Origin of the sequence: Halomonas sp. PAMB 3264 (assembly GCF_031954245.1) — a bacterium.
Classification (GTDB): Bacteria; Pseudomonadota; Gammaproteobacteria; order Pseudomonadales; family Halomonadaceae; genus Vreelandella.
This window is the reverse complement of sequence record NZ_CP134866.1, coordinates 287,149-306,615: the sequence shown is the minus strand read 5'-3', so window position 1 is coordinate 306,615 and position 19,467 is coordinate 287,149. Positions and strand designations below refer to the sequence as shown.

Below are 19,467 nucleotides of genomic sequence, written 5' to 3'. Positions count from 1 at the left end.
GGTGATCAGGCCAGAACCTTGCCCGGGTTCAAAAGCCCCTTCGGGTCGAGCGCGAGTTTCATGCGCTTCATCAGCGCGATCTCTTCCGGCGTGCGGGAGATGCTCAGGTAGTCACGCTTCTCGAGCCCGACGCCGTGCTCGGCGGAGATCGAGCCGCTGTACTGACTGAGCGTGCCGTAAACGATCTCTTCTACCGCGCGGCGGCTGTGCGGGCTCGGGTCGCGCACGGTGATCATGATGTGCAGGTTGCCGTCGCCCAGATGACCAAAGACCACGATTTTAGCAACGCCCGGCCACTGCGCCTCGAGCTTCTCCTCGAGGGTGGTGACGTAGGCGTCCATGTGTGCGATCGGCAGACTGATGTCATAGGAGAACATCGGGTTCAGCTCGTATACCAGCGTCTCGATGTCTTCACGAATATCCCAGATGCCCTGGCGCTGGGTGCTGGAGTTCGCCAGCACCGCGTCTGTGATCAGCTCCTCTTCCAGCGCCTTCTCGAGCACCGCGGCAAAGGCCTCGGCGTCCTTCTCTTCATCAGCGCCAAGGGTTTCGATGATGGCGTAGAAGGGCGAGTCGCCGGCGAGAATCTCGGCGTGTTTGGTGGCCTCGCTGGTCATCAGCGCGTAGTGATTGTTCCACAGCGCCTCGAACGCGCTCAGGCTGTTGGCAAGCTCTTTTGAGGCGAACTGCAAAAGCCGCGTGAGCGCCTCAAACGACGGCACCGCGACCAGCGCGGTCTGCTCGCTGGGCATTTTGGGCTGCAGGCGCAGCACCGCACGGGTGACGATGCCAAGGGTGCCTTCGCTGCCGATAAAGAGCTGCTTCAAATCATACCCGGCGTTGTTCTTGAGCATGGTATTCATCGAGCTGACCACGGTGCCATCGCTGAGCACCGCTTCAAGGCCCAGCACCTGCTGGCGCATCATGCCGTAGCGAATCACGCGGATACCGCCGGCGTTGGTGGCGATGTTGCCGCCAATCGTGCAGGAGCCGCGCGCGCCGAGATCCAGCGGGAATTGCATATCGATATCGTCGGCGGCTTCCTGCACGCGCTGCAGGGTCGCGCCCGCTTGTACGCGCATGGTCGAGCTTACCGCGTCGACCTCTTCGATCTGGTTCATCAGCTCGAGCGAAACCACGAGCTCGTTGGGGCTGGCGACGGCGCCATGCACGACGCCGGTCAGGCCGCCGTGGGTCACCACCGCCTGTTTGGCCGAATGACACGCCGCCATCACCTGGCTGAGCTGCTGCGTCGTCTGCGGCCGAATGATCGCCATGGCCTCGCAGGGGGCCTTGGTGAACCAGTCGACGCTTCGCTGGGCGACGTCGTCTCCCAGCAGAATGCCTTTTTTACCGACGATGTTTTCAAGCTCGTTAATCAGCGTGTTCATGATCTCTACCTGTCGAGCGAGGCCTGAAAAGCCGGCCCGCCTGTTTTAATTTAGCCAAAGCGAATGCAACGTTATCCTGTCATCGCCTCCCGCGAAAGCATTGATGACGTGTGCGGGGCCATGAAGGCTACCGCCAACGCCATGTTGGCTCAAGCGCCAGCCGCCTCCGCATGGTCTGGCGCCGTTATGATAAAGTGCCCCGGCAAAAATGCCCTCCAACGATTAAAACAGCGCTCTCAAGGAGTTCACGTGGAACACGCCCCCTCTCGTCTCACGCCCCGTCTGCTCGTTCTGGCTGCCGCCGGCCTGTTCGGCATCGCCACCGCCAGCGCCGATATTCCCTCAACCTCTCTGCGCCTGGCCCACGTGGTGAATAGCGACGACACCTACCACCTCGCCGCCACGCGCTTTCAGGAAATTCTGGATGAGCAGAGCGACGGCGCGGTCAGCGTGGAGATTTTCCCCAACGCGAGCCTCGGCGACGAGCGCACGCTGTTGGAAGGCATGCAGATCGGCACCGTGGACATGGGCGTGATCACCAATGGCCCGGTGGCCAACTTCGTCGACGAGTTTTCGGTGTTCGAACTGCCGTTTCTGTTCCCCACCGCCAACGAGGCGTATGACGTACTCGACGGCGAGATCGGCCAGGAGATTCTCGACAAGCTCGAAGGCGTGAACCTCAAGGGGCTGGCGTTTGCCGAGCGCGGCTTTCGTAATATCACCAATAGCCGCAACCCGATCAACGAGCCGGCGGATCTGGACGGGCTGCGCCTGCGCGTGATCGAAAACGAAGTCTACGTGGACACCTTTCGCACCCTGGGCGCCAACGCCGTGCCGATGGCCTGGACCGAAGCGCTGACCGCACTTCAGCAGGGCACCATCGATGGCCAGGAGAACCCGGTCAACGCCATCTACGCCTTTGACCTGGCCGAGACTCAGGATTATCTCACCATGACGCGTCACATCTACGCCCCGGCGCTGTTTGTGATGAGCCTGCCCAAGTGGAGCGCGCTGCCCGACGAGGTGCAGACGCTGGTGCAGGACGCCGCTCGTGAGGCGTCCGCCTACGCGCGCGCGCAAAACGCCGAGGCTGAAGCCGAGCAGCTCACAGCGCTGCGCGAAGCCGGCATGGAGATCAATGAGTCACCGGATATCGACGCCTTCCGCGAGGCCGTAGCGCCGGTGTACGAGCGCTACGGCGATCGGTTCGGCGACTACCTGCCGCGCATTCAGGCCGCCCTCGAGTAAGCCGCCATGTCCTCAAGACCGCCATCGACTTCGTCGCTCTCGTTGCTTGACCCCGTGGTGAGCGTTCTGCGGGCCATCGAGCGCGGCCTGGACGCCGTGCTCAAGCCCGTGGTGTTTCTCGGCATGGCCGCGCTGATCGTCGTGATCACGCTGCAGATCGTTTCCCGGGTGTTCTTCACCGCGGCGGGCTGGACCGAAGAGGTCGCCCGCTTTCTGCTGATCTGGATCACCTTTCTCGCCGGCACGCTGGCGTTTCAGCGCGGCCACCATATCGCCGTCACCTTCGCCGTCGACGCCCTGCCGCTCACGCTACGCCGGGCGGCGCGCTTTCTCGCCGTGCTGGCGGTGATCGCTTTCATGATCACGCTGATCGTGATCGGCTACCGCTACATGCAGGTGCAGAGCTTTCAAAAATCCGCTTCGCTTCGCGTGCCGATGTCGTATGTCTACGCGGTGATGCCGGTCAGCGCGGCGCTCATGGCCTGGTACGCGCTGGTGGATCTTTTCGAAATCGTACTCGAGGGCGAGCCGCGAAAACCGATGGGAGAGCAGACACCATGACGCTTCTTCTCTTCGGGCTCTTCTTTCTCCTCATGCTGCTGGGCGTGCCGATCGCCTTCGCCATCGGCGCAAGCTCGCTCTACGCGCTCTACCAGGGCGGCGTGCCGCTGATGGTGGTCACCCAGCAGATGTTCCAGGGCATCAACTCGTTTGCGCTGGTCGCCATTCCGATGTTCATTCTGGCCGGCGATTTGATGGCCCAGGGGCGGGTGAGCGAGCGGCTGGTGAGCTTCGCCGACTCGCTGGTGGGCTTTCTGCGCGGCGGGCTCTCGATCGTCTCGGTCATGGCAGGCATGTTTTTCGCCGCGATCTCGGGCTCCGGCGCGGCCACCACCGCGGCGGTGGGGTCGAGTCTCGTGCCGGAACTCAAGCGCAAGGGCTATGAACCGGCCTCCGCAGCGAGTTTGATCGCGGCGAGCGGCACCATCGGTGTGGTCATACCACCGTCGGTGCCGATGATCATCTACGCGGTGATCGCCCAGCAGTCGGTGTCCGAGCTGTTCTTGAGCGGCTTTCTACCGGGTTTGGCGATGGGGGTGGGGCTGATGGCGATCGCCCTGGTGCAGGCTTACAAGCGCCAGTACCCCAAGGGTACGCCGCTGTCGCCTGCCACCATTTGGCGCACCTTCAAGTCCGCCAGCTGGGGGCTGATGACCCCGGTGATCATTCTGGGCGGTATCTTCACCGGGATCTTTACCCCCTCCGAGGCCGCCGTGGTAGCGGTGAACTACGCGCTGTTGGTGTCGCTATTCGTCTACCGCGATTTGAACGTGGCCCAGGCGTACCGGCTGTTGATCCGTTCGGCGATGACCACGGCGGTGATCATGCTGGTGATCGCCATGTCGGCAGTACTCAGTTGGACGCTATCGAGCTGGCAGGTGCCCGGCGCCATCGCCGAGTCGGTGCTGTCGCTCTCCACCAATCCGCTGGTGATCATGCTGCTGGTCGTTGCGGTGATTCTGCTCACCGGCGTGTTCATCGAAACCGCCAGCGCCTTGATCATTCTCACCCCGGTGCTGCTGCCGCTGGTGCTACAGCTCGGGATCGACCCGATCCACTTCGGGCTGATCATCGTGGTGGGGCTCTCGATCGGCATGATCACCCCGCCGGTGGCGATCAACCTGTACGTGGCGTCATCGGTGACCCAGCTGCCGCTGGAGCGCATCACCCGCGCGATCATTCCCTATCTACTGGGGCTGATCGGCGTCTTGCTGCTGGTGGTGTACGTGCCGATTTTCATGGGCTGGTCGGGAAACTGACCATATAGTATCTGCGCGTCGAGGGAGCCCACATGGGCTCCCTTTTTTATGTTCAAAAAGCGGCGACGGCGCTCAGGCGCCTTGGTCACCCTGCTGGCAGGATTTGCGAAACTGCCCCGGCGTGATGTCGAAGAGCTGATAAAAACAGTTGCGAAAATGCGAGATGCTGACGAAGCCCGTGGCCACCGCCACCTCCGCCAGCGGTTTGTTGGTCTGCTGTAGAAGCTGACGCGCCCGGGTCAGGCGAAGCTCCATATAGTAGCGTGACGGGCTTGCGCTGACGTAGATCGAAAACATGCGCTCGAGCTGGCGCCGGGAAATGTTCACCCAGTTACTGATCTCGGCAATCGAAAGGGGCTCTTCGATGTTGTTCTTCATCAGCTGCAGCGAGATCTTGAGCTTCTCCGGAAGGGTGTGGTTTTGATCGACCCGAAGTGTAGAGATATCCGGCGAGTCCAGACCCTTGTCGCAGCTGAGCATCTCCTCGACAGCGCCGACGACCGCGTTACCGCAGTCGGAGCGAACCACTTCGAGCATCATACTCAGCGAGCTGCTGGCCCCGGCGCAGCTCAGCCGGTTCCGATCGACGATAAAGCTGCGGCTGGTCACCGACACATCCCAGAACTGCTCCGCCATCATCGCCCGGCCGTCCGGATGATACGCACATTGATAGCCGCTCATCAGTCCCGCCTCGGCCAGAAAATAGGCGCCGTTCCAGAGCCCACCCAGAATTGCGCCGTGGCCGTCCGCGCTCTTGAGCCGGCTGCGCAAAAGCGGTGTTGTCTGGGCCTTGACGCGCAGCCCACCGCAAACGATCACCACGTCGACGTCCAGCGTGGCGCTATCGAAATCCGCAAGCGTCATATCCGTCGATACCTCGATGCCCAAATCGGACACCGTCGCCGCTCGCTCGCCCACCACCAGCACCTCGTAGAGCGTCGAGGACTTCATTAAGTTCGTGGTCACCAGCGCATCCACCGCGCCGGTAAACGCCATCATCGAAAAGTTTTCCAGCAGGATGAAGGCTACGCGCCGCGTGCTTTTCGTGCTGTCGTCCCTATTTTTTGGGGCGATATACGCCATGTTCTTGTTCTTTAACGTACTCGAGAATCTGTCTCGCATAACGCCCCCTGACGTTAGGTCCACCTGATAGTAATGGCGCTTTTTCCAACTCCGCTCAAGTCTTTCACTCGCTTTGCGAATCGACATCCAGCACGCTCTCCACCTCCATCACTTCGCCACAGCGGCTCGGGCGATAGCCGGGCAGGGCCTGTACGGCCTGCTGGAATGCTTCGCCGCTGAGTACCTCGAGAAAGCTTTGGAGCCGTGGCTCCTTCAGGGCGTGGTGGTGGCAGGCGAGCAGGTAATCCTCCACCGCCAGCGGGATGAAATCGAGGCCGAACTTTTCGGCGCCGGCCTGTACGCCGAAGCCGACGTCGGCCATGCCGGCGGCCACGTAAGCGGCGACGGCGGAGTGGGTGAACTCCTCGACTTCGAAGCCGCGAATGGCGACGCTTGCCACCTCCGCCTCGCTCAGCAGGCAATCGAGCAGCGAGCGCGTGCCGGAAGAGGCCTGGCGGTTGACGAAGCGCACGCCCTCGGCTGTCAGCGAGGCGACACCCTGAATACAAAGCGGATTGCCCGGCGCTACCATCAGCCCCTGGGTGCGGGTGATAAAGCCGATCACCCGATGCTCCTGGGGTTTCAGCAGGCCCTGGTAGGTGGCGCGAATGCGCTCGCCCACCGCGCCGCGGGGCAGGTGAAAGCCCGCCACGTCGCAGCTGCCGCGGTTAAGCGCAGCGAGCGACTCCTGAGGACTGCAGTACTGCAAGTCCAGCGGCAGCGCCGTGAGGTGTTTGGGCAGAAGCTCGACGGCGAAGCCGTGGCTGGCGTGCAGGCGCAGCACCGACACCTGGCCCTGCTGTTCGCGCGCGATGGCGAGATTCAGCTCAGAGCCGAGACTTTCGAGCTGCGGGCCCAGGCGCGCCACCGCGCGCTGCTCCGCCCATAGAAGCTTTTCACCCAGCGGCGTGAGCTGCGCGCCGCGACCACGCTGCATCTCGACCAGCGCCACGCCGAAAAACGCACTCCCCTGGCGCAATAAGTTCCACGCGTGCCGGTATGAGATACCCACGTCCTCGGCGGCCTGGGTTAACTTACCCCGCCGGTAAACCGCGCCCAGAAGGCGAAGTAGCTGTAAATCCAGCTGGTTTCCCGCATCGTCACGAAAGCACCAGGTAGGAAGCACGGTGATTTTCTTCATTGGCAGCATCTTTCATATTTTGTCGTTATGGGCTTGATGCTAGCGTGACATTGACCGTGGTGCACGCCTTTTAAAATCGATTTCAAATAAGCATCAGCGTGCATATTGATAACAAACAATCCGTACCGGGAGAGACACGATGAAGCCGTCTCCAGAATGGTCGTCGGCGTCGATTCAAACCGAGATCGACGCGCTCAAACACAAGCCCGGCGCGCTGCTGCCGATTCTTCACGCCCTGCAGGACCGTTTCGGCTTCATCCCGACCGACGCGATCCCCCTGATCGCCGCCTCGCTCCAGCAGACCAAGGCTGAAATCCACGGTGTCATCAGCTTTTACCATCACTTTCGCACCACCCCGCCGGGGCGCCATGTGGTGCAGATCTGCCGCGCCGAGGCGTGCCAGTCCGTCGGCGCCCGGGCGCTCGAGGCTCACGCCAAGTCGCGCCTGGGCGTGGATTATCACCAGACCACGCCGGATCGTGAAATCACGTTAGAGGCCGTTTACTGCCTCGGCAACTGCGCCTGCGGGCCCTCGATCAGCGTCGATGGCCAGGTCCGCGGCCGCGTGACCCAGGACGCCTTCGACGAGCTTGTCGATGAGCTGCAAACCCGGCCTTTGGAGATCAGCGCATGAGCATCCGCGTTTTCGTTCCCCGCGACACCACCGCGCTTTCACTGGGCGCCGACACCGTTGCGCGCCGCCTGGAGCGCGAAGCCGCCGCTCGCCACGAAGGCATCGATATCGTGCGTAACGGCTCCCGCGGGCTTTTCTGGCTCGAGCCGATGGTCGAGGTCGAAACACCGAAAGGCCGCGTCGCTTATGGCCCGGTCACGCCCGCCGATGTGCCCAGCCTGCTCGACAGCGGCCTGCTCGAAGGCTGTGTCAGCCACCCGCTGGCGCTCGGCCCGGTGGATGACATCGACTATCTCGCCCGCCAGCAGCGCCTGACCTTTGCGCGCATCGGCGTGACCGACCCGCTGTCGATTGATGACTATCGCGACCACCGGGGCTTCGCCGGGCTCGAGGCGGCGCTTTCGCTTTCGCCCCAGGCCATCGTCGATGAAGTGAAGGCCTCCGGGCTTCGCGGGCGCGGCGGCGCGGCGTTTCCCACCGGCATCAAGTGGCAGACGGTGCTGGACGCGCCTTCTGATCAAAAATACATCGTCTGCAACGCCGACGAGGGTGACTCCGGCACCTTCGCCGACCGGCTGGCGATGGAGTGCGACCCCTACATGCTGATCGAGGGCATGACCATCGCCGGGCTCGCCGTAGGCGCGACCCAGGGCTATATCTACCTGCGCTCGGAGTACCCGCTGGCGAAGGAGATCCTTGATGAGGCTATAAGCCGCGCCGTGGCGGCGGGGTATCTGGGCGAGAACCTGCGCGAAAGTGGCCGCACTTTCCATCTGGAAGTACGCCTGGGCGCCGGGGCCTACATCTGCGGCGAGGAGACATCGCTGCTGGAAAGCCTGGAAGGCAAGCGGGGCCTGGTGCGCTTCAAGCCACCGCTGCCCGCCATCGAGGGCCTCTTTGGCCGGCCCACCGTGGTCAACAACGTGCTGTCACTCGCCGCGGTGCCGTTCATTCTGGCCGAAGGCGGCCAGACCTACGCCGATTACGGCATGGGCCGCTCGCGCGGGACGCTGGCGCTGCAACTGGCGGGCAACGTCAAGCGCGGCGGATTGATCGAGCTGGCCTTTGGCACGACGCTTCGTACGTTGATGGAGGAGTTTGGCGGCGGCACGTTGAGCGGGCGGCCGCTTCGCGCGGTGCAGGTGGGCGGGCCGCTGTGCGCCTACCTGCCCGAAAGCCAGTGGGACATGCCGCTTGATTACGAAACTTTCGCCGAAGTCGGCGCAGGCGTGGGCCACGGCGGCGTGGTGATGTTCGACGATCGCGTCGACATGGCCGAGCAGGCGCGCTTTTCGATGGAGTTCTGCAAGGAAGAGTCCTGCGGCAAGTGCACGCCGTGCCGCATCGGCTCGACCCGTGGTGTGGAGGTGATCGACCGCATTCGCAAGGGCGAGAACCGCGACGCCAACCTTGCCCTGCTCGGTGACCTTTGCGAGACGATGGTGGATGGCTCGCTGTGCGCCATGGGCGGCATGACCCCCTTCCCGGTGCAGAGCGCGCTCAAGCACTTTTCCGAGGACTTCCAGCGTCCAGCCAGCGGAGAACACTCATGATTGAACATTTCGATCCACGGCGTCAGGCCAACAGCGTCGATTTTTCCAAGGACTATGGCACCCCCGCTGCCCGCCCGGGCGCGGCCTCGGTCAGCGTCGAAATCGACGGCATCACCTTGAGCGTGCCGGAAGGCACCTCTGTGCTGCGCGCCGCCGCCCTTGCCGATATCAGCATTCCCAAACTCTGCGCCACCGACAGCCTCGAGGCGTTTGGCTCCTGCCGGCTCTGCGCCGTCGAGATCGAAGGCCGCCGGGGCTTGCCGGCCTCCTGCACCACGCCGGTGGTTCAGGGCATGAAGGTCACGACGCAAAACGAGCGCCTGGCGAAGCTTCGTCGGGGCGTGATGGAGCTCTACATTTCCGATCACCCGCTGGACTGCCTGACCTGCTCCGCCAACGGCGACTGCGAGCTGCAGGACATGGCGGGAAGCGTCGGGCTTCGCGAGGTGCGCTACGGTTTTGAAGGCGAGAACCACCTCGACAAACCCAGGGATACCTCCAACCCCTACTTCACGTTTGACCCGAGCAAGTGCATCGTCTGCTCGCGCTGCGTGCGCGCCTGCGACGAGGTGCAGGGCACCTTCGCGCTGACCATCGACGGGCGCGGCTTCGATTCCAAGGTTTCCGCCGGCCAGGACGAGGCGTTCATGGACTCGGACTGCGTCTCCTGCGGCGCCTGCGTGCAGGCCTGCCCGACCGCCACGCTGATGGACAACAGCGTAATCGACCACGGCGTGCCGGATCGCAGCGTCGTCACCACCTGCGCCTACTGCGGCGTGGGCTGCTCGTTCGAGGCCCAGATGAAGGGCGACAAGCTCGTACGCATGGTGCCCTACAAGGGCGGCGACGCCAACCACGGCCACTCCTGCGTGAAGGGGCGCTTCGCCTTCGGCTACGCCTCTCACCCGGACCGGCTGACCACGCCGATGATTCGCGATTCCATCGACCAGCCCTGGCGCGAAGCGAGCTGGGAAGAGGCGATCAGCTTCGCCGCCAAACGCCTGAAAGCGATTCAGGCCGAGCATGGCCGCGAAAGCATCGGCGGTATTACCTCCTCGCGCTGCACCAACGAGGAAACCTATCTGGTGCAGAAGCTGATCCGCGCGGCGTTCGGCAACAACAATACCGACACCTGCGCCCGGGTCTGCCACTCGCCCACCGGCTACGGCCTGAAAACCACGCTAGGCGAATCTGCGGGTACCCAGACGTTTGATTCGGTGATGAAGTCCGATGCGATCATCGTGATCGGCGCCAACCCCACCGATGCCCACCCGGTGTTCGGCTCGATGATGCGTAAGCGCCTGCGCCAGGGCGCGAAGCTGATCGTCGCTGACCCGCGCCGCATCGATCTGCTGAAAACGCCGCACCTGAAAGAGGCCCAGCACCTGCCGCTGCGCCCGGGTACCAACGTGGCGCTGGTCAACGCCCTGGCCCACGTGGTGATTACCGAAGGCCTGGAAGACAAGGACTTCGTCGCCAAGCGCTGCGATACCGATGCCTACCAGAGCTGGCGCGCGTTCATCAGTGAAGAGCGCCACTCGCCCGAGGCGTCTGAGCCCATCACCGGCGTGCCCGCTGACGCCGTCCGTCAGGCGGCGCGCACCTACGCAACCGTTCCCAACGGCGCGATCTACTACGGCCTGGGTGTGACCGAACATAGCCAGGGCTCGACCATGGTCATGGGCATCGCGAACCTGGCGCTCGCCACCGGCAACATTGGCCGCGAAGGCGTGGGCGTGAACCCGCTGCGCGGCCAGAACAACGTGCAGGGCTCCTGCGATATGGGCTCCTTCCCTCATGAGCTTCCGGGCTACCAGCACGTGGCGGACCCCAACGCCCGCGGCCGTTTCGAGGCCAAATGGGGCGTGCAGCTTGACGATGAGCCGGGGCTGCGCATTCCCAACATGTTCGACGCGGCGATCGAGGGCACCTTCAAGGCGCTCTACGTGCAAGGCGAGGACATCGCCCAGTCCGACCCCAACACCCAGCACGTCGAAGCCGCCCTGCGCTCGCTGGACTGCCTGATCGTGCAGGATATTTTCCTCAACGAAACCGCCAAGTTCGCCCACGTGCTGCTGCCGGGCTCGAGTTTTCTGGAGAAGGACGGCACCTTCACCAACGCCGAGCGGCGCATCAACCGCGTACGCAAGGTGACCCCGCCGGTGGCCGGCAAGCAGGACTGGGAAGTGACTCAGGATCTCGCCAACGCCCTGGGCTACCCGATGAACTACGCCCACCCGTCCGAGATCATGGACGAGATCGCAGCGCTTGCGCCGAGCTTTGCCGGGGTGAGCTACGAAAAACTCGAGCAGTACGGAAGCCTCCAGTGGCCCTGCAACGACGAAAACCCGCAGGGCATGCCGACCATGCACGCGCTCAACTTCCCGATCGGGCTTGGCCGCTTTGCGATCACCGAGTACGTGGCTACCGAAGAGCGCGCCAACCGCCGCTTCCCGCTGCTTCTGACCACCGGGCGGATTTTGAGCCAGTACAACGTCGGCGCCCAGACAAGGCGGACCCACAACCAGCACTGGCATAACGAGGACGTGCTGGAGCTGCACCCGAGTGACGCCGAGCTTCGCGGCGTGAGCGACGGCGACTGGCTCGGCATCACCAGCCGCTCGGGCCAGACGGTGCTGCGCGCGCGCATTAGCGAGCGCATGCAGCCTGGCGTGGTTTACACCACCTTCCACCACCCGGGCAGCGGTGCTAACGTGATCACCACCGACAACTCGGACTGGGCCACCAACTGCCCGGAATACAAGGTGACCGCCGTGCAGGTAGAAAAAGTCAGCCAGCCCTCCGCCTGGCAGCAGCGCTTCAACGCCTTCGATCAGACCCAAAAGCGCCATTTGGCGAAGGCGCAGCAGGAGGCGCCGTGAACGCTACCGAGCGCGAAGAGCAGGCGCTAACGCGCCTGCAGGTCGAGGTGCGTCGCCACCAAAGCGGCTGGCAGGCTGATGTCGATGAGGACGCGCTGGCCGAAGAAGTGCCGGTCGCGCTGATCTACAACGGCATCTCCCACGCGGTGATGATGGCAAGCCCGAACGAACTAATGGATCTGGCGCTCGGTTTTAGCCTGACCGAGGGCATCATTGCCCACCCGCACGAGTGCTACGACTGGGAGATCCGTGAGGAGGTGAACGGCCTGGCCGTTCACCTGACGATTGCCACCGAGCGCCTGATGGCGCTCAAGGAGCGTCGGCGTAGCATGACCGGGCGCACCGGCTGCGGGCTCTGTGGCACCGAGGCGCTCGATCAGGCGATCCGCCCGATTCCCGAGGTCCGCGCGCCGACCCTTACGGATGCCGCCATCGCCCGTGCGCTCGACGCCTTCTCCACCCACCAGCCGCTGAAAGCCGCCACCGGCGCGGTGCATGGTGCGGCCTGGTGCAGCCTGGAGGGAGAGATTCTCTGCGTGCGCGAAGACGTGGGCCGCCACAACGCGTTGGACAAACTGATCGGCGCGCTGGCGCGCGAGAAAGCGGCACTCGACAACGGTTTCGTGCTGGTCTCCAGCCGGGCCAGCTATGAAATGGTGCACAAGTGCGCCAGCGCCGGCATCGGCGCGCTGGTGGCGGTTTCCGCAGCCACGGCGCTCGCCGTGCGCCAGGCCCAGGCGGCGAAGCTGCTGCTCGTGGGCTTCGCCCGCCGCCACCGCCACGTGATCTATCACCGCCCGAGCGCGGCACCTTCCAAGGGAGCAACGTCATGTCGAACAACGACGACAACCTGATTCACATGGTCAACCAGATCGCCGCTAACCTGAGCGGCGGGCGCGATGACGACACCGCGGCCAGCGCCACCTGCCGCCACCTGGAAACCTTCTGGGCGCGGGCGATGAAAAAGCGCCTGGCCGAGCGCGTGCAGAGTGACGCGACGAGCTTTTCGCCGGTGGCCAAACAGGCGGCCATGCTGCTCGCCGAGCGGCTAAGCGAGCGTCAGGCCAGCTGAAGATGGGCGCTGTCAAAAAACCTTGAAGCGTGCATTTGCCCTTTCATAACCGCTGGTTAAGCAATCAAGCAGGCTACAAGCGGTGTAAAACGCCTCTTATTAACCTGAGTTAAGGCGATTGAGAGACGTGAGGTTCACTGTGGGAGCCTTGAGGCCAGGAACGGCCCACCTGGACACGGATATGCCGCACCGTTTGGGCTGCTCTGACCATTTAACCGCCTGGCCAGGGCAGCCATTTTATTGCCTGTACGCCGACCTGTTTTTACGCGCTCGCGCTTTCGGGCCGGCGCTCCTCCAGCATCCCCTTGTCCAGAATGAAGCGGATGATCTCCTCGAGCCCGACACCGTCGTAAAGATTGGTGAATACGAAGGGCCGTTCGCCGCGCATCTTTTTCGAATCCCGCTCCATGACCTCGAGTGAGGCGTGCACCTGCTCGGCGATGTCGATCTTGTTGATGATCAAAAGATCCGATTTGGTGATACCCGGGCCGCCCTTGCGCGGAATCTTGTCGCCGGCGGAGACGTCGATCACGTAGAGCGTGAGATCGGAAAGCTCCGGGCTGAAGGTCGCCGAGAGGTTGTCGCCGCCGGACTCCACCAGCACCAGCTCGAGCCCCGGATGGCGACCCTGCAGCTCGTCGATCGCCGCCAGGTTCATCGAGGCATCCTCGCGGATCGCGGTGTGCGGGCAGCCGCCGGTCTCGACCCCCAGAATACGGTCCGCCGCTAGCGCGTTATGCTTGAGCAGAAAATCCGCATCCTCGCGAGTGTAAATGTCGTTGGTCACCACGGCGATATCGTAATGATCGCGCAGCGCCAAACAGAGCTGCTTCAAAAGCGCGGTCTTGCCGGAGCCCACCGGGCCACCGACCCCAACGCGTAAACAGTGTGTCATCTCGTTCTCCTGTATCAATCGAATCAGCTTCTGAACGCTAGCTTCTAAACAATCGGGAATATTGGGTTTCGTGCAGCGCGCTTGCCAGCGCCACGCCGGGCAGCACCGGGCCGAGCGCGTCGTCATCAAGCGTTAGCGCCTGGTCCACGGCGCGGGAGACTGCCGGGCGCAGCCGCTCGATGATGCGCTGGGCGGCCGTGTGACCGAGCGGCAGCGCCTTACACGCCACCGCCAGCTGGTTTTCGAGCCACGCCCAGCCAAAGCCGAGCAGGGTTTGACGCGGGCTTACGCCACGTGTAAAGGCGGTGTAGGCGAAAAGCGTTACGTAACCGGCCGAATCAGGCAGCAAGTTCCCGTCGGGCAGTAGTTCAAGACTGCCCAGTAGCCGCTTGAGGGATGCGCCGAGGCGGCTGTCCTCGGCGGCAAGCTCGGCGGTTTCCCGGGTGGCGGCAAGCCACGCGTCCCACTCGGCAACGTCGGCGGCGTCGCCGCGCTCGAAGGCCTCGAACAGGCGTGCGATCACCGGCAGCTCGCAGCGGGTCAGGCCGTCGTCGAGCACGCCGGACAGCCACTCGGTCAGGCTCTCTTCATCGTCCACCCAGCCAAGCTCAAACGCGCTCTCGAGCCCCTGGGAAAAGGCGAAGGCGCCGATCGGCAGCGCCGGGCTGACCAGCTGCAAAAGCCCCAGCAGCGCCAGATCGTTTTGGGACTCAGTGGCCATGGGTGTGGTCATGGCCATGTTCATGCGAATGCTCATGCGAATGTTCGTGAGAGTGCTCGTGAGAGTGCTCGTGCGCCACCTCAACCTCTTCACTGTCGTGGTGGCCGTGGTCGTGCGCATGAGCATGGCCCAGCTGCTGGTAGGCGCCGGGCTCCGGGTCGAAGGTATCGTTATGGTGCTCGAGGCGCGCGCCCAGAAGCGTTGCCAGCTCCTCCAGCACGTGATCCGGCGGGAAGCGCACCCAACCGCCCTTCTCGTCTTCGCCCAGCGCCAGCTGCACGTGGCGGTTGCCCAGGTGATAGGCCAAGCGCGCCAGCGGAAGGCCAGCAGATACGCGCGCGGTGACCACCGGCTCGATGGCAGCGCGCACCCGCACCACGGTGCCGTCCTCGGCTTTCAGCCCCTCGCCGTCACGCAGTACCGGGCCGCGATCGAGAAACAGCCCCAGTGCCTGGCCGGCGTCGCTTTCGGCCTTCAGGCGGCCACGGATGCGCAGCTCGAAGGGCAGCGTGAGCGTATCGCTGGCGGCGCTCGCTTCCACGGGGCCTAACCGTTCTATCAGTTTCAGCATGATCGACCTCTTAGCCATTCAATAAGTGGCGCGCCTTGTCTCGTCCAGCCACCCGTAGGAGCAGCTTCAGCTAGCGACCGACGGTGGCACCTCACCAAGGGAAGGCTAACGCCTTCCATCTCCGAAGTGTCGGACCACTAATAAATCGGGCTCCTACAATACGTTCGTGCACCGTAGGAGTAGCTTTAGCTAGCGACCTCTTTAAGGGGGCACCTCATCAAGAGAAGGCTAGCGCCTTCCATCGCCGGATGAATCCAGCTCCCACAAGGGCGAGCCCGCACCCTGCAGGAGTAGCTCCAGCTAGCGACCGCTCCTAGAACAGGTGATACCGCTGCGCCAGCGGCAGCTCCGTGGCGGGCTCGCAGGTCAGAAGCTCGCCGTCGCAGCGCACTTCATAGGTCTGCGGGTCCACGGTCAGTTCCGGGCAGGCGTCGTTGAGCTTCATGTCCTTCTTGCGCACCCCGCGCACGTTCTTGCACGCCGACAGCGCGCTTTGCAGCCCCAGGCGCTCCTTGATTCCCGCATCGATGGCGGCCTGGCTGACAAAGTTGAGCCGGGTCTGGCTCGCCGCGCGGCCAAAGGCGCCGAACATGTGGCGGTAGTGCACCGGCTGGGGCGTCGGGATCGAGGCGTTGGGGTCGCCCATGGGGGCCGCAGCGATCATCCCGCCCTTCAAGATCAGCGAGGGCTTCACGCCGAAAAACGCCGGCTTCCAGAGCACCAGATCGGCCAGCTTGCCCACCTCGATAGACCCCACGTCGTGACTGATCCCGTGGGTAATCGCCGGATTGATGGTGTACTTGGCGATGTAGCGCTTGGCGCGCAGGTTGTCGGCGCCCAATGCTTCGTCTTCCGGCAGCAGGCCGCGCTGCACCTTCATCTTGTGCGCGGTCTGCCAGGTACGGCAGACCACCTCGCCCACCCGGCCCATGGCCTGGGAGTCCGAGGCGATCATCGAGATCACGCCCAGATCATGCAGGATGTCTTCCGCGGCGATGGTTTCCCGGCGAATGCGCGAGTCGGCAAAGGCGACGTCTTCGGGGATATTCGGGTCCAGGTGGTGGCAGACCATCAGCATATCCAGATGCTCGTCGATGGTGTTGACCGTGTAGGGGCGCGTCGGGTTGGTGGAGGACGGCAGCACGTACTCCAGCGAGCAGGCGGTGATGATGTCCGGCGCGTGGCCGCCGCCCGCCCCTTCGGTGTGGTAGGTGTGAATGCCGCGCTCCTTGAACGCCGCGAGCGTATCCTCGACGAAGCCCGACTCATTGAGCGTATCGGTGTGAATCGCGATCTGGACATCGTACTTCTCCGCCACGCTCAGGCAGGTGTCGATGGACGCCGGCGTGGTGCCCCAGTCCTCGTGAAGCTTGAGCCCCATGGCGCCGGCCTCGAGCTGCGCCTCGAGCCCTTCCGGCAGGCTGGCGTTGCCCTTGCCGAGCAGGCCGATGTTCATGGGCAGATCGTCCACCGCCTGGAGCATCTTGCCGATATGCCAGGCGCCGGGCGTACAGGTGGTAGCGTTCGAGCCGGTGGCGGGGCCAGTGCCGCCGCCGAGCATGGTGGTCACGCCGCTCATCAGCGCCTCTTCCACCTGCTGGGGGCAGATGAAGTGAATGTGGGCGTCGATGCCGCCGGCGGTCAGAATCTTGCCTTCACCGGCGATGATCTCGGTGCCCGGGCCGATGACGATCTCCACCTCCGGCTGAGTGTCAGGATTGCCCGCCTTGCCAATGGCAGCGATACGCCCGGCTTGCAGGCCGACATCCGCCTTGACGATGCCCCACCAGTCGAGAATCAGCGCGTTGGTGATGACGGTATCCATCACCGCGGAATCGACGCGCTGGCTCTGGCCCTGGCCATCGCGGATCACCTTGCCGCCACCGAACTTCACCTCGTCGCCGTAGTGGGTGGCATCACGCTCGACCTCGATCCAGAGTTCGGTGTCGCCCAGGCGCACGCGGTCGCCCACCGTGGGGCCGTACATGTCGGCGTAAGCCTGACGGCTAATCCTGTTCGTGGTCATTGCGTGTCTCCTTCCAGCACACCCATGACATCGCCACGGAAACCGTAGATCTCGCGCTTGCCGACGAACGGAATTAGCGTGACCTCGCGGCTCTGACCCGGCTCGAAGCGGATCGCGGTGCCAGCGGCCACGTCGAGCCGGTAGCCACGGGTTTTGGCGCGGTCGAACTCAAGCGCCGGATTGGCCTCGGCAAAGTGGTAGTGAGAGCCGAGCTGGATGGGCCGGTCGCCGGTGTTGGCGACCTCCACGGTGATGCGCTCGCGGCCGGCGCACAGCTCGATCTCACCCTCTTTTAACTGATACTCACCAGGAATCATGGCTGCCTCCAAGGGGTGTAACGCTAGTTGATCGGCGTATGAACGGTCACGAGTTTCGTGCCATCGGGAAACGTTGCCTCGACCTGCACCTCGTCGACCATCTCGGCCACGCCCTCCATGACGTCATCGCGGGTTAATATCTCGCGGCCGAAGCTCATCAGCTCGGCCACGGTTTTGCCGTCGCGGGCGCCTTCGATGATCTCGAAACTGATCAGCGCCACGGCTTCCGGGTAGTTGAGCTTCAAACCGCGCGCCTTTCTACGCTCGGCTAGCTGCGCGGCGGAGAACAGCAGCAGCTTGTCCTTGTCTCTCGGGGTCAGTTCCATGCGGCGTTATCCTCTCAAAAAGATGAAGCGTCAGGTCAGCCAGATGCGCGGCGTGTGGGCCTCGCGGTCGATCAAGCGCGGGCGCAGAAGCTGCCAGGCCCGCTCGCAAAGCGCCCAGGCATCCACCCGCGAGCCGCCCAGGTAGCGCAAAAGCAGCACGCCATGGCGAAGCGTCACTGCCCAGTTTGGCTCGGCCGCAAGCGTCTCGCGCAGCACCTCGATGGCGGCGGGGCCGTCCTCGAGTCCTATCGCCCAAAGGGTGGCCTGCACCGTGGCGCCGCCCTGGCCCCAACGGCCGACGAAACGCGGGTGCAGCGGGTCCAGCGGCTGGCGCTCGAGCCACAGGGGCTTGCCATCCAGCGTCAGGCGAAAGTGCTGCTCGATGCGCCCGGACACGAACGGAAGCTGACTGGCCGGGCGGCCCAGCGCCATCACCTCCCAGCCCAGACACTTGGCGCTGCCGTGAAGGGCGATATGGGTGCGCTGCTCACCTTTCGAGCCATCGAAGGCGATGGTTTCCTGGGGGAGCCACTCGAGCACCGCGCCATCCTCCACGGTAAGCGCAGTGTGCTGGGTCCAGGCCACGCCCTGGCTGTCTGCCTTGTAGAGCTTGTTGGCGGCGGGGGTGGTCAGAAGCGCGTGGGCGCCCTTTTCCACCTGTGCCTCGATGCTCAGCGCATCGCCGCTGACCAAACCACCAGGCGGGTGCAGCACGTAGATATGGCAGGCCTCACCGCGGCCTTCCGGGTAGAACGGGCGCTGCACGCGAAGCGGGCCCTGGTGGCGCGCCTGAGTCATGCGCGTGGCGCCGTCGCGCTGGGCAAAACGCAGCGCAAGCGACGCCGCCCAGCGGCGCTGGTCGTCGAAACGGTGGCCGGAGGGTGTGGGTGGTGCGTTGCTATCGCGTACCGCCATCAGGCGGTCGCTTTTGATCGATTGGTTCATATTGCTGAGCAATGCAAGTAATGCGCCAAAATGGTGAAAGGCGGCCAAGCGGCCCTTTGCCGGGGCAGACTCCCTAAACCTCGCTAACTCAATGCACCAAAATTGAACACCAAGACTAAATAAGCACCACAAAAGCGCAAGCCGCGGGATAACGGGGCCGAGGCAAAAGGCCACACCATGGGCTCTTAACAGACAGCGTTTTTACGCTACCATGGCACGATTAATCGGGCCGCTTTCACTTCAAGGCCCGCTATCGAAAGCGCTGCGCCTTGAGCGCGGCTTGCTTGCCAAGGGTCCTCATCTTGCCACTTCAGCGCTTTACCCATCGTCGTTGGTACCGCGTTGCGCTTTACGCGGCGCTCACGGCCATGCTGTTGCTGCTGATCGGCCCGCTGATTTCGCAGTCCCAGGCCGGTCATCACGAGGCGCATCGACACGCCGCCTCCGGCGCGCACCACGACCACCCATCCTCGGCGCACCGCTCTCACGCCGCCCCAGAAACGTCGCCTGAGCCGTCGATCGAGCCCATCTTCACCTGGTTTCACGAGTGCGGCTACTGCTCGCTGTGGCAGCAGTTTCCCTCGGCTCATGCGTTTTTGCCCGCCATTGCGCGGCAGGCATTCGTTCACCACGCCCCGCGGCCAAAGTCGCCGCATCAGGGGTTCGCGTCCTTCGACAACTACCTGCATGCGCCTGTCCGCGCCCCGCCGCTCGCCTGACGACACCCATCAGCTTGCATGACCCGATTCTGACGACCTGACGGCCGCCCCTGGCCGCCGGGTGCGTGTCGCTATCACTCGGGC

At 63.9% G+C, this 19,467-nt stretch carries 19 protein-coding genes; 9 read left to right on the top strand and 10 right to left on the bottom strand.

Annotated features, from left to right (window positions below; genetic code table 11):
• Positions 1-5 precede the first annotated feature (5 nt).
• Positions 6-1,391, bottom strand: coding sequence for an FAD-binding oxidoreductase (locus tag RN347_RS01400; RefSeq protein WP_311959538.1), 1,386 nt, complete (start codon positions 1,389-1,391; stop codon positions 6-8).
• A 249-nt stretch (positions 1,392-1,640) separates the two neighbouring features.
• Between RN347_RS01400 and RN347_RS01395 the strand changes: the two genes are divergently transcribed.
• Genes RN347_RS01395 through RN347_RS01385 form a run of 3 tightly spaced genes read left to right on the top strand, consistent with a single transcriptional unit; the run spans position 1,641 to position 4,459 of the window.
• Entirely contained in the window at positions 1,641-2,639 is a 999-nt protein-coding gene (locus tag RN347_RS01395) for a TRAP transporter substrate-binding protein (protein ID WP_409335778.1), read from the top strand.
• Between the two features lie 6 nt (positions 2,640-2,645).
• Positions 2,646-3,200 (top strand): TRAP transporter small permease, encoded by a 555-nt coding sequence (locus RN347_RS01390; RefSeq protein ID WP_311959536.1) that lies wholly within the window; start codon positions 2,646-2,648, stop codon positions 3,198-3,200.
• The gene (locus tag RN347_RS01385; RefSeq protein WP_311959534.1) at positions 3,197-4,459 is read left to right on the top strand and encodes a TRAP transporter large permease; all 1,263 of its coding nucleotides are present in this window, start codon (positions 3,197-3,199) and stop codon (positions 4,457-4,459) included. Before RN347_RS01390 ends, RN347_RS01385 begins: the two co-directional genes overlap by 4 nt.
• A 72-nt stretch (positions 4,460-4,531) precedes the next feature.
• Here the strand turns inward: RN347_RS01385 and RN347_RS01380 are convergent, their stop codons facing one another.
• Both RN347_RS01380 and RN347_RS01375 read right to left on the bottom strand, forming a co-directional pair.
• Positions 4,532-5,542: a GlxA family transcriptional regulator gene (locus RN347_RS01380; RefSeq protein ID WP_311959532.1), complete on the bottom strand. Its 1,011-nt coding sequence runs from the start codon at positions 5,540-5,542 to the stop codon at positions 4,532-4,534.
• Positions 5,543-5,645: 103 nt separating this feature from the next.
• Positions 5,646-6,722, bottom strand: coding sequence for a substrate-binding domain-containing protein (locus RN347_RS01375; protein ID WP_311959530.1), 1,077 nt, complete (start codon positions 6,720-6,722; stop codon positions 5,646-5,648).
• 139 nt (positions 6,723-6,861) lie between these two features.
• Between RN347_RS01375 and RN347_RS01370 the strand changes: the two genes are divergently transcribed.
• From RN347_RS01370 to RN347_RS01350, 5 genes are read left to right on the top strand one after another with little or no spacing between them, the layout of a single operon-like run.
• Complete coding sequence (locus RN347_RS01370; RefSeq protein ID WP_311959528.1) at positions 6,862-7,356, top strand: formate dehydrogenase subunit gamma; 495 nt, start codon at positions 6,862-6,864, stop codon at positions 7,354-7,356.
• On the top strand, positions 7,353-8,909 hold the full coding sequence (locus RN347_RS01365) for an NADH-ubiquinone oxidoreductase-F iron-sulfur binding region domain-containing protein (RefSeq protein WP_311959526.1): 1,557 nt from the start codon (positions 7,353-7,355) through the stop codon (positions 8,907-8,909). Before RN347_RS01370 ends, RN347_RS01365 begins: the two co-directional genes overlap by 4 nt.
• Complete coding sequence (fdhF, locus tag RN347_RS01360) at positions 8,906-11,791, top strand: formate dehydrogenase subunit alpha (protein WP_311959524.1); 2,886 nt, start codon at positions 8,906-8,908, stop codon at positions 11,789-11,791. Before RN347_RS01365 ends, fdhF begins: the two co-directional genes overlap by 4 nt.
• Positions 11,788-12,645 (top strand): formate dehydrogenase accessory sulfurtransferase FdhD, encoded by an 858-nt coding sequence (gene fdhD, locus RN347_RS01355; RefSeq protein WP_311959522.1) that lies wholly within the window; start codon positions 11,788-11,790, stop codon positions 12,643-12,645. Before fdhF ends, fdhD begins: the two co-directional genes overlap by 4 nt.
• Complete coding sequence (locus tag RN347_RS01350; protein ID WP_311959520.1) at positions 12,621-12,863, top strand: formate dehydrogenase subunit delta; 243 nt, start codon at positions 12,621-12,623, stop codon at positions 12,861-12,863. The genes fdhD and RN347_RS01350 overlap by 25 nt, the downstream gene beginning before the upstream one ends.
• A gap of 262 nt (positions 12,864-13,125) precedes the next feature.
• Here the strand turns inward: RN347_RS01350 and ureG are convergent, their stop codons facing one another.
• The 7 genes from ureG to RN347_RS01315 all read right to left on the bottom strand — a co-directional run bounded on the left by ureG (position 13,126) and on the right by RN347_RS01315 (position 18,664).
• Positions 13,126-13,758, bottom strand: coding sequence for an urease accessory protein UreG (gene ureG / locus RN347_RS01345; RefSeq protein WP_311959518.1), 633 nt, complete (start codon positions 13,756-13,758; stop codon positions 13,126-13,128).
• Between the two features lie 37 nt (positions 13,759-13,795).
• Positions 13,796-14,491 carry an urease accessory protein UreF gene (locus RN347_RS01340; RefSeq protein ID WP_409365786.1) on the bottom strand — a complete coding sequence of 232 codons (696 nt, stop codon included), beginning with the start codon at positions 14,489-14,491 and terminating at the stop codon, positions 13,796-13,798.
• Positions 14,469-15,050, bottom strand: a complete 582-nt coding sequence (gene ureE, locus RN347_RS01335) for an urease accessory protein UreE (protein WP_311959516.1) — start codon at positions 15,048-15,050, stop codon at positions 14,469-14,471. The genes RN347_RS01340 and ureE overlap by 23 nt, the downstream gene beginning before the upstream one ends.
• A 313-nt stretch (positions 15,051-15,363) precedes the next feature.
• Positions 15,364-17,076 carry an urease subunit alpha gene (gene ureC, locus RN347_RS01330; RefSeq protein ID WP_311959514.1) on the bottom strand — a complete coding sequence of 571 codons (1,713 nt, stop codon included), beginning with the start codon at positions 17,074-17,076 and terminating at the stop codon, positions 15,364-15,366.
• Positions 17,073-17,393 carry an urease subunit beta gene (locus RN347_RS01325; protein ID WP_311959512.1) on the bottom strand — a complete coding sequence of 107 codons (321 nt, stop codon included), beginning with the start codon at positions 17,391-17,393 and terminating at the stop codon, positions 17,073-17,075. The genes ureC and RN347_RS01325 overlap by 4 nt, the downstream gene beginning before the upstream one ends.
• Before the next feature lie 23 nt (positions 17,394-17,416).
• Positions 17,417-17,719, bottom strand: a complete 303-nt coding sequence (locus tag RN347_RS01320; protein WP_263585412.1) for an urease subunit gamma — start codon at positions 17,717-17,719, stop codon at positions 17,417-17,419.
• 30 nt (positions 17,720-17,749) lie between these two features.
• Positions 17,750-18,664 (bottom strand): urease accessory protein UreD, encoded by a 915-nt coding sequence (locus RN347_RS01315; RefSeq protein ID WP_409365764.1) that lies wholly within the window; start codon positions 18,662-18,664, stop codon positions 17,750-17,752.
• Positions 18,665-18,966: 302 nt separating this feature from the next.
• Here RN347_RS01315 and RN347_RS01310 point away from each other — a divergent pair, with 302 nt between their 5' ends.
• Entirely contained in the window at positions 18,967-19,383 is a 417-nt protein-coding gene (locus RN347_RS01310) for a DUF2946 family protein (RefSeq protein ID WP_311959510.1), read from the top strand.
• Positions 19,384-19,467 lie beyond the last annotated feature (84 nt).

Excerpts from the sequence above, each read along its gene's own strand:
- fdhF (WP_311959524.1), top strand. The coding sequence starts at position 8,906 with ATGATTGAACATTTCGATCCACGGCGTCAGGCCAACAGCGTCGATTTT.
- RN347_RS01350 (WP_311959520.1), top strand. The coding sequence starts at position 12,621 with ATGTCGAACAACGACGACAACCTGATTCACATGGTCAACCAGATCGCC.
- RN347_RS01315 (WP_409365764.1), bottom strand. The coding sequence starts at position 18,664 with ATGAACCAATCGATCAAAAGCGACCGCCTGATGGCGGTACGCGATAGC.
- ureE (WP_311959516.1), bottom strand. The coding sequence starts at position 15,050 with ATGCTGAAACTGATAGAACGGTTAGGCCCCGTGGAAGCGAGCGCCGCC.
- RN347_RS01365 (WP_311959526.1), top strand. The coding sequence starts at position 7,353 with ATGAGCATCCGCGTTTTCGTTCCCCGCGACACCACCGCGCTTTCACTG.
- RN347_RS01340 (WP_409365786.1), bottom strand. The coding sequence starts at position 14,491 with ATGACCACACCCATGGCCACTGAGTCCCAAAACGATCTGGCGCTGCTG.
- RN347_RS01320 (WP_263585412.1), bottom strand. The coding sequence starts at position 17,719 with ATGGAACTGACCCCGAGAGACAAGGACAAGCTGCTGCTGTTCTCCGCC.
- RN347_RS01325 (WP_311959512.1), bottom strand. The coding sequence starts at position 17,393 with ATGATTCCTGGTGAGTATCAGTTAAAAGAGGGTGAGATCGAGCTGTGC.
- RN347_RS01380 (WP_311959532.1), bottom strand. The coding sequence starts at position 5,542 with ATGGCGTATATCGCCCCAAAAAATAGGGACGACAGCACGAAAAGCACG.
- RN347_RS01375 (WP_311959530.1), bottom strand. The coding sequence starts at position 6,722 with ATGAAGAAAATCACCGTGCTTCCTACCTGGTGCTTTCGTGACGATGCG.
- ureG (WP_311959518.1), bottom strand. The coding sequence starts at position 13,758 with ATGACACACTGTTTACGCGTTGGGGTCGGTGGCCCGGTGGGCTCCGGC.
- ureC (WP_311959514.1), bottom strand. The coding sequence starts at position 17,076 with ATGACCACGAACAGGATTAGCCGTCAGGCTTACGCCGACATGTACGGC.
- RN347_RS01400 (WP_311959538.1), bottom strand. The coding sequence starts at position 1,391 with ATGAACACGCTGATTAACGAGCTTGAAAACATCGTCGGTAAAAAAGGC.
- RN347_RS01385 (WP_311959534.1), top strand. The coding sequence starts at position 3,197 with ATGACGCTTCTTCTCTTCGGGCTCTTCTTTCTCCTCATGCTGCTGGGC.
- RN347_RS01390 (WP_311959536.1), top strand. The coding sequence starts at position 2,646 with ATGTCCTCAAGACCGCCATCGACTTCGTCGCTCTCGTTGCTTGACCCC.
- RN347_RS01370 (WP_311959528.1), top strand. The coding sequence starts at position 6,862 with ATGAAGCCGTCTCCAGAATGGTCGTCGGCGTCGATTCAAACCGAGATC.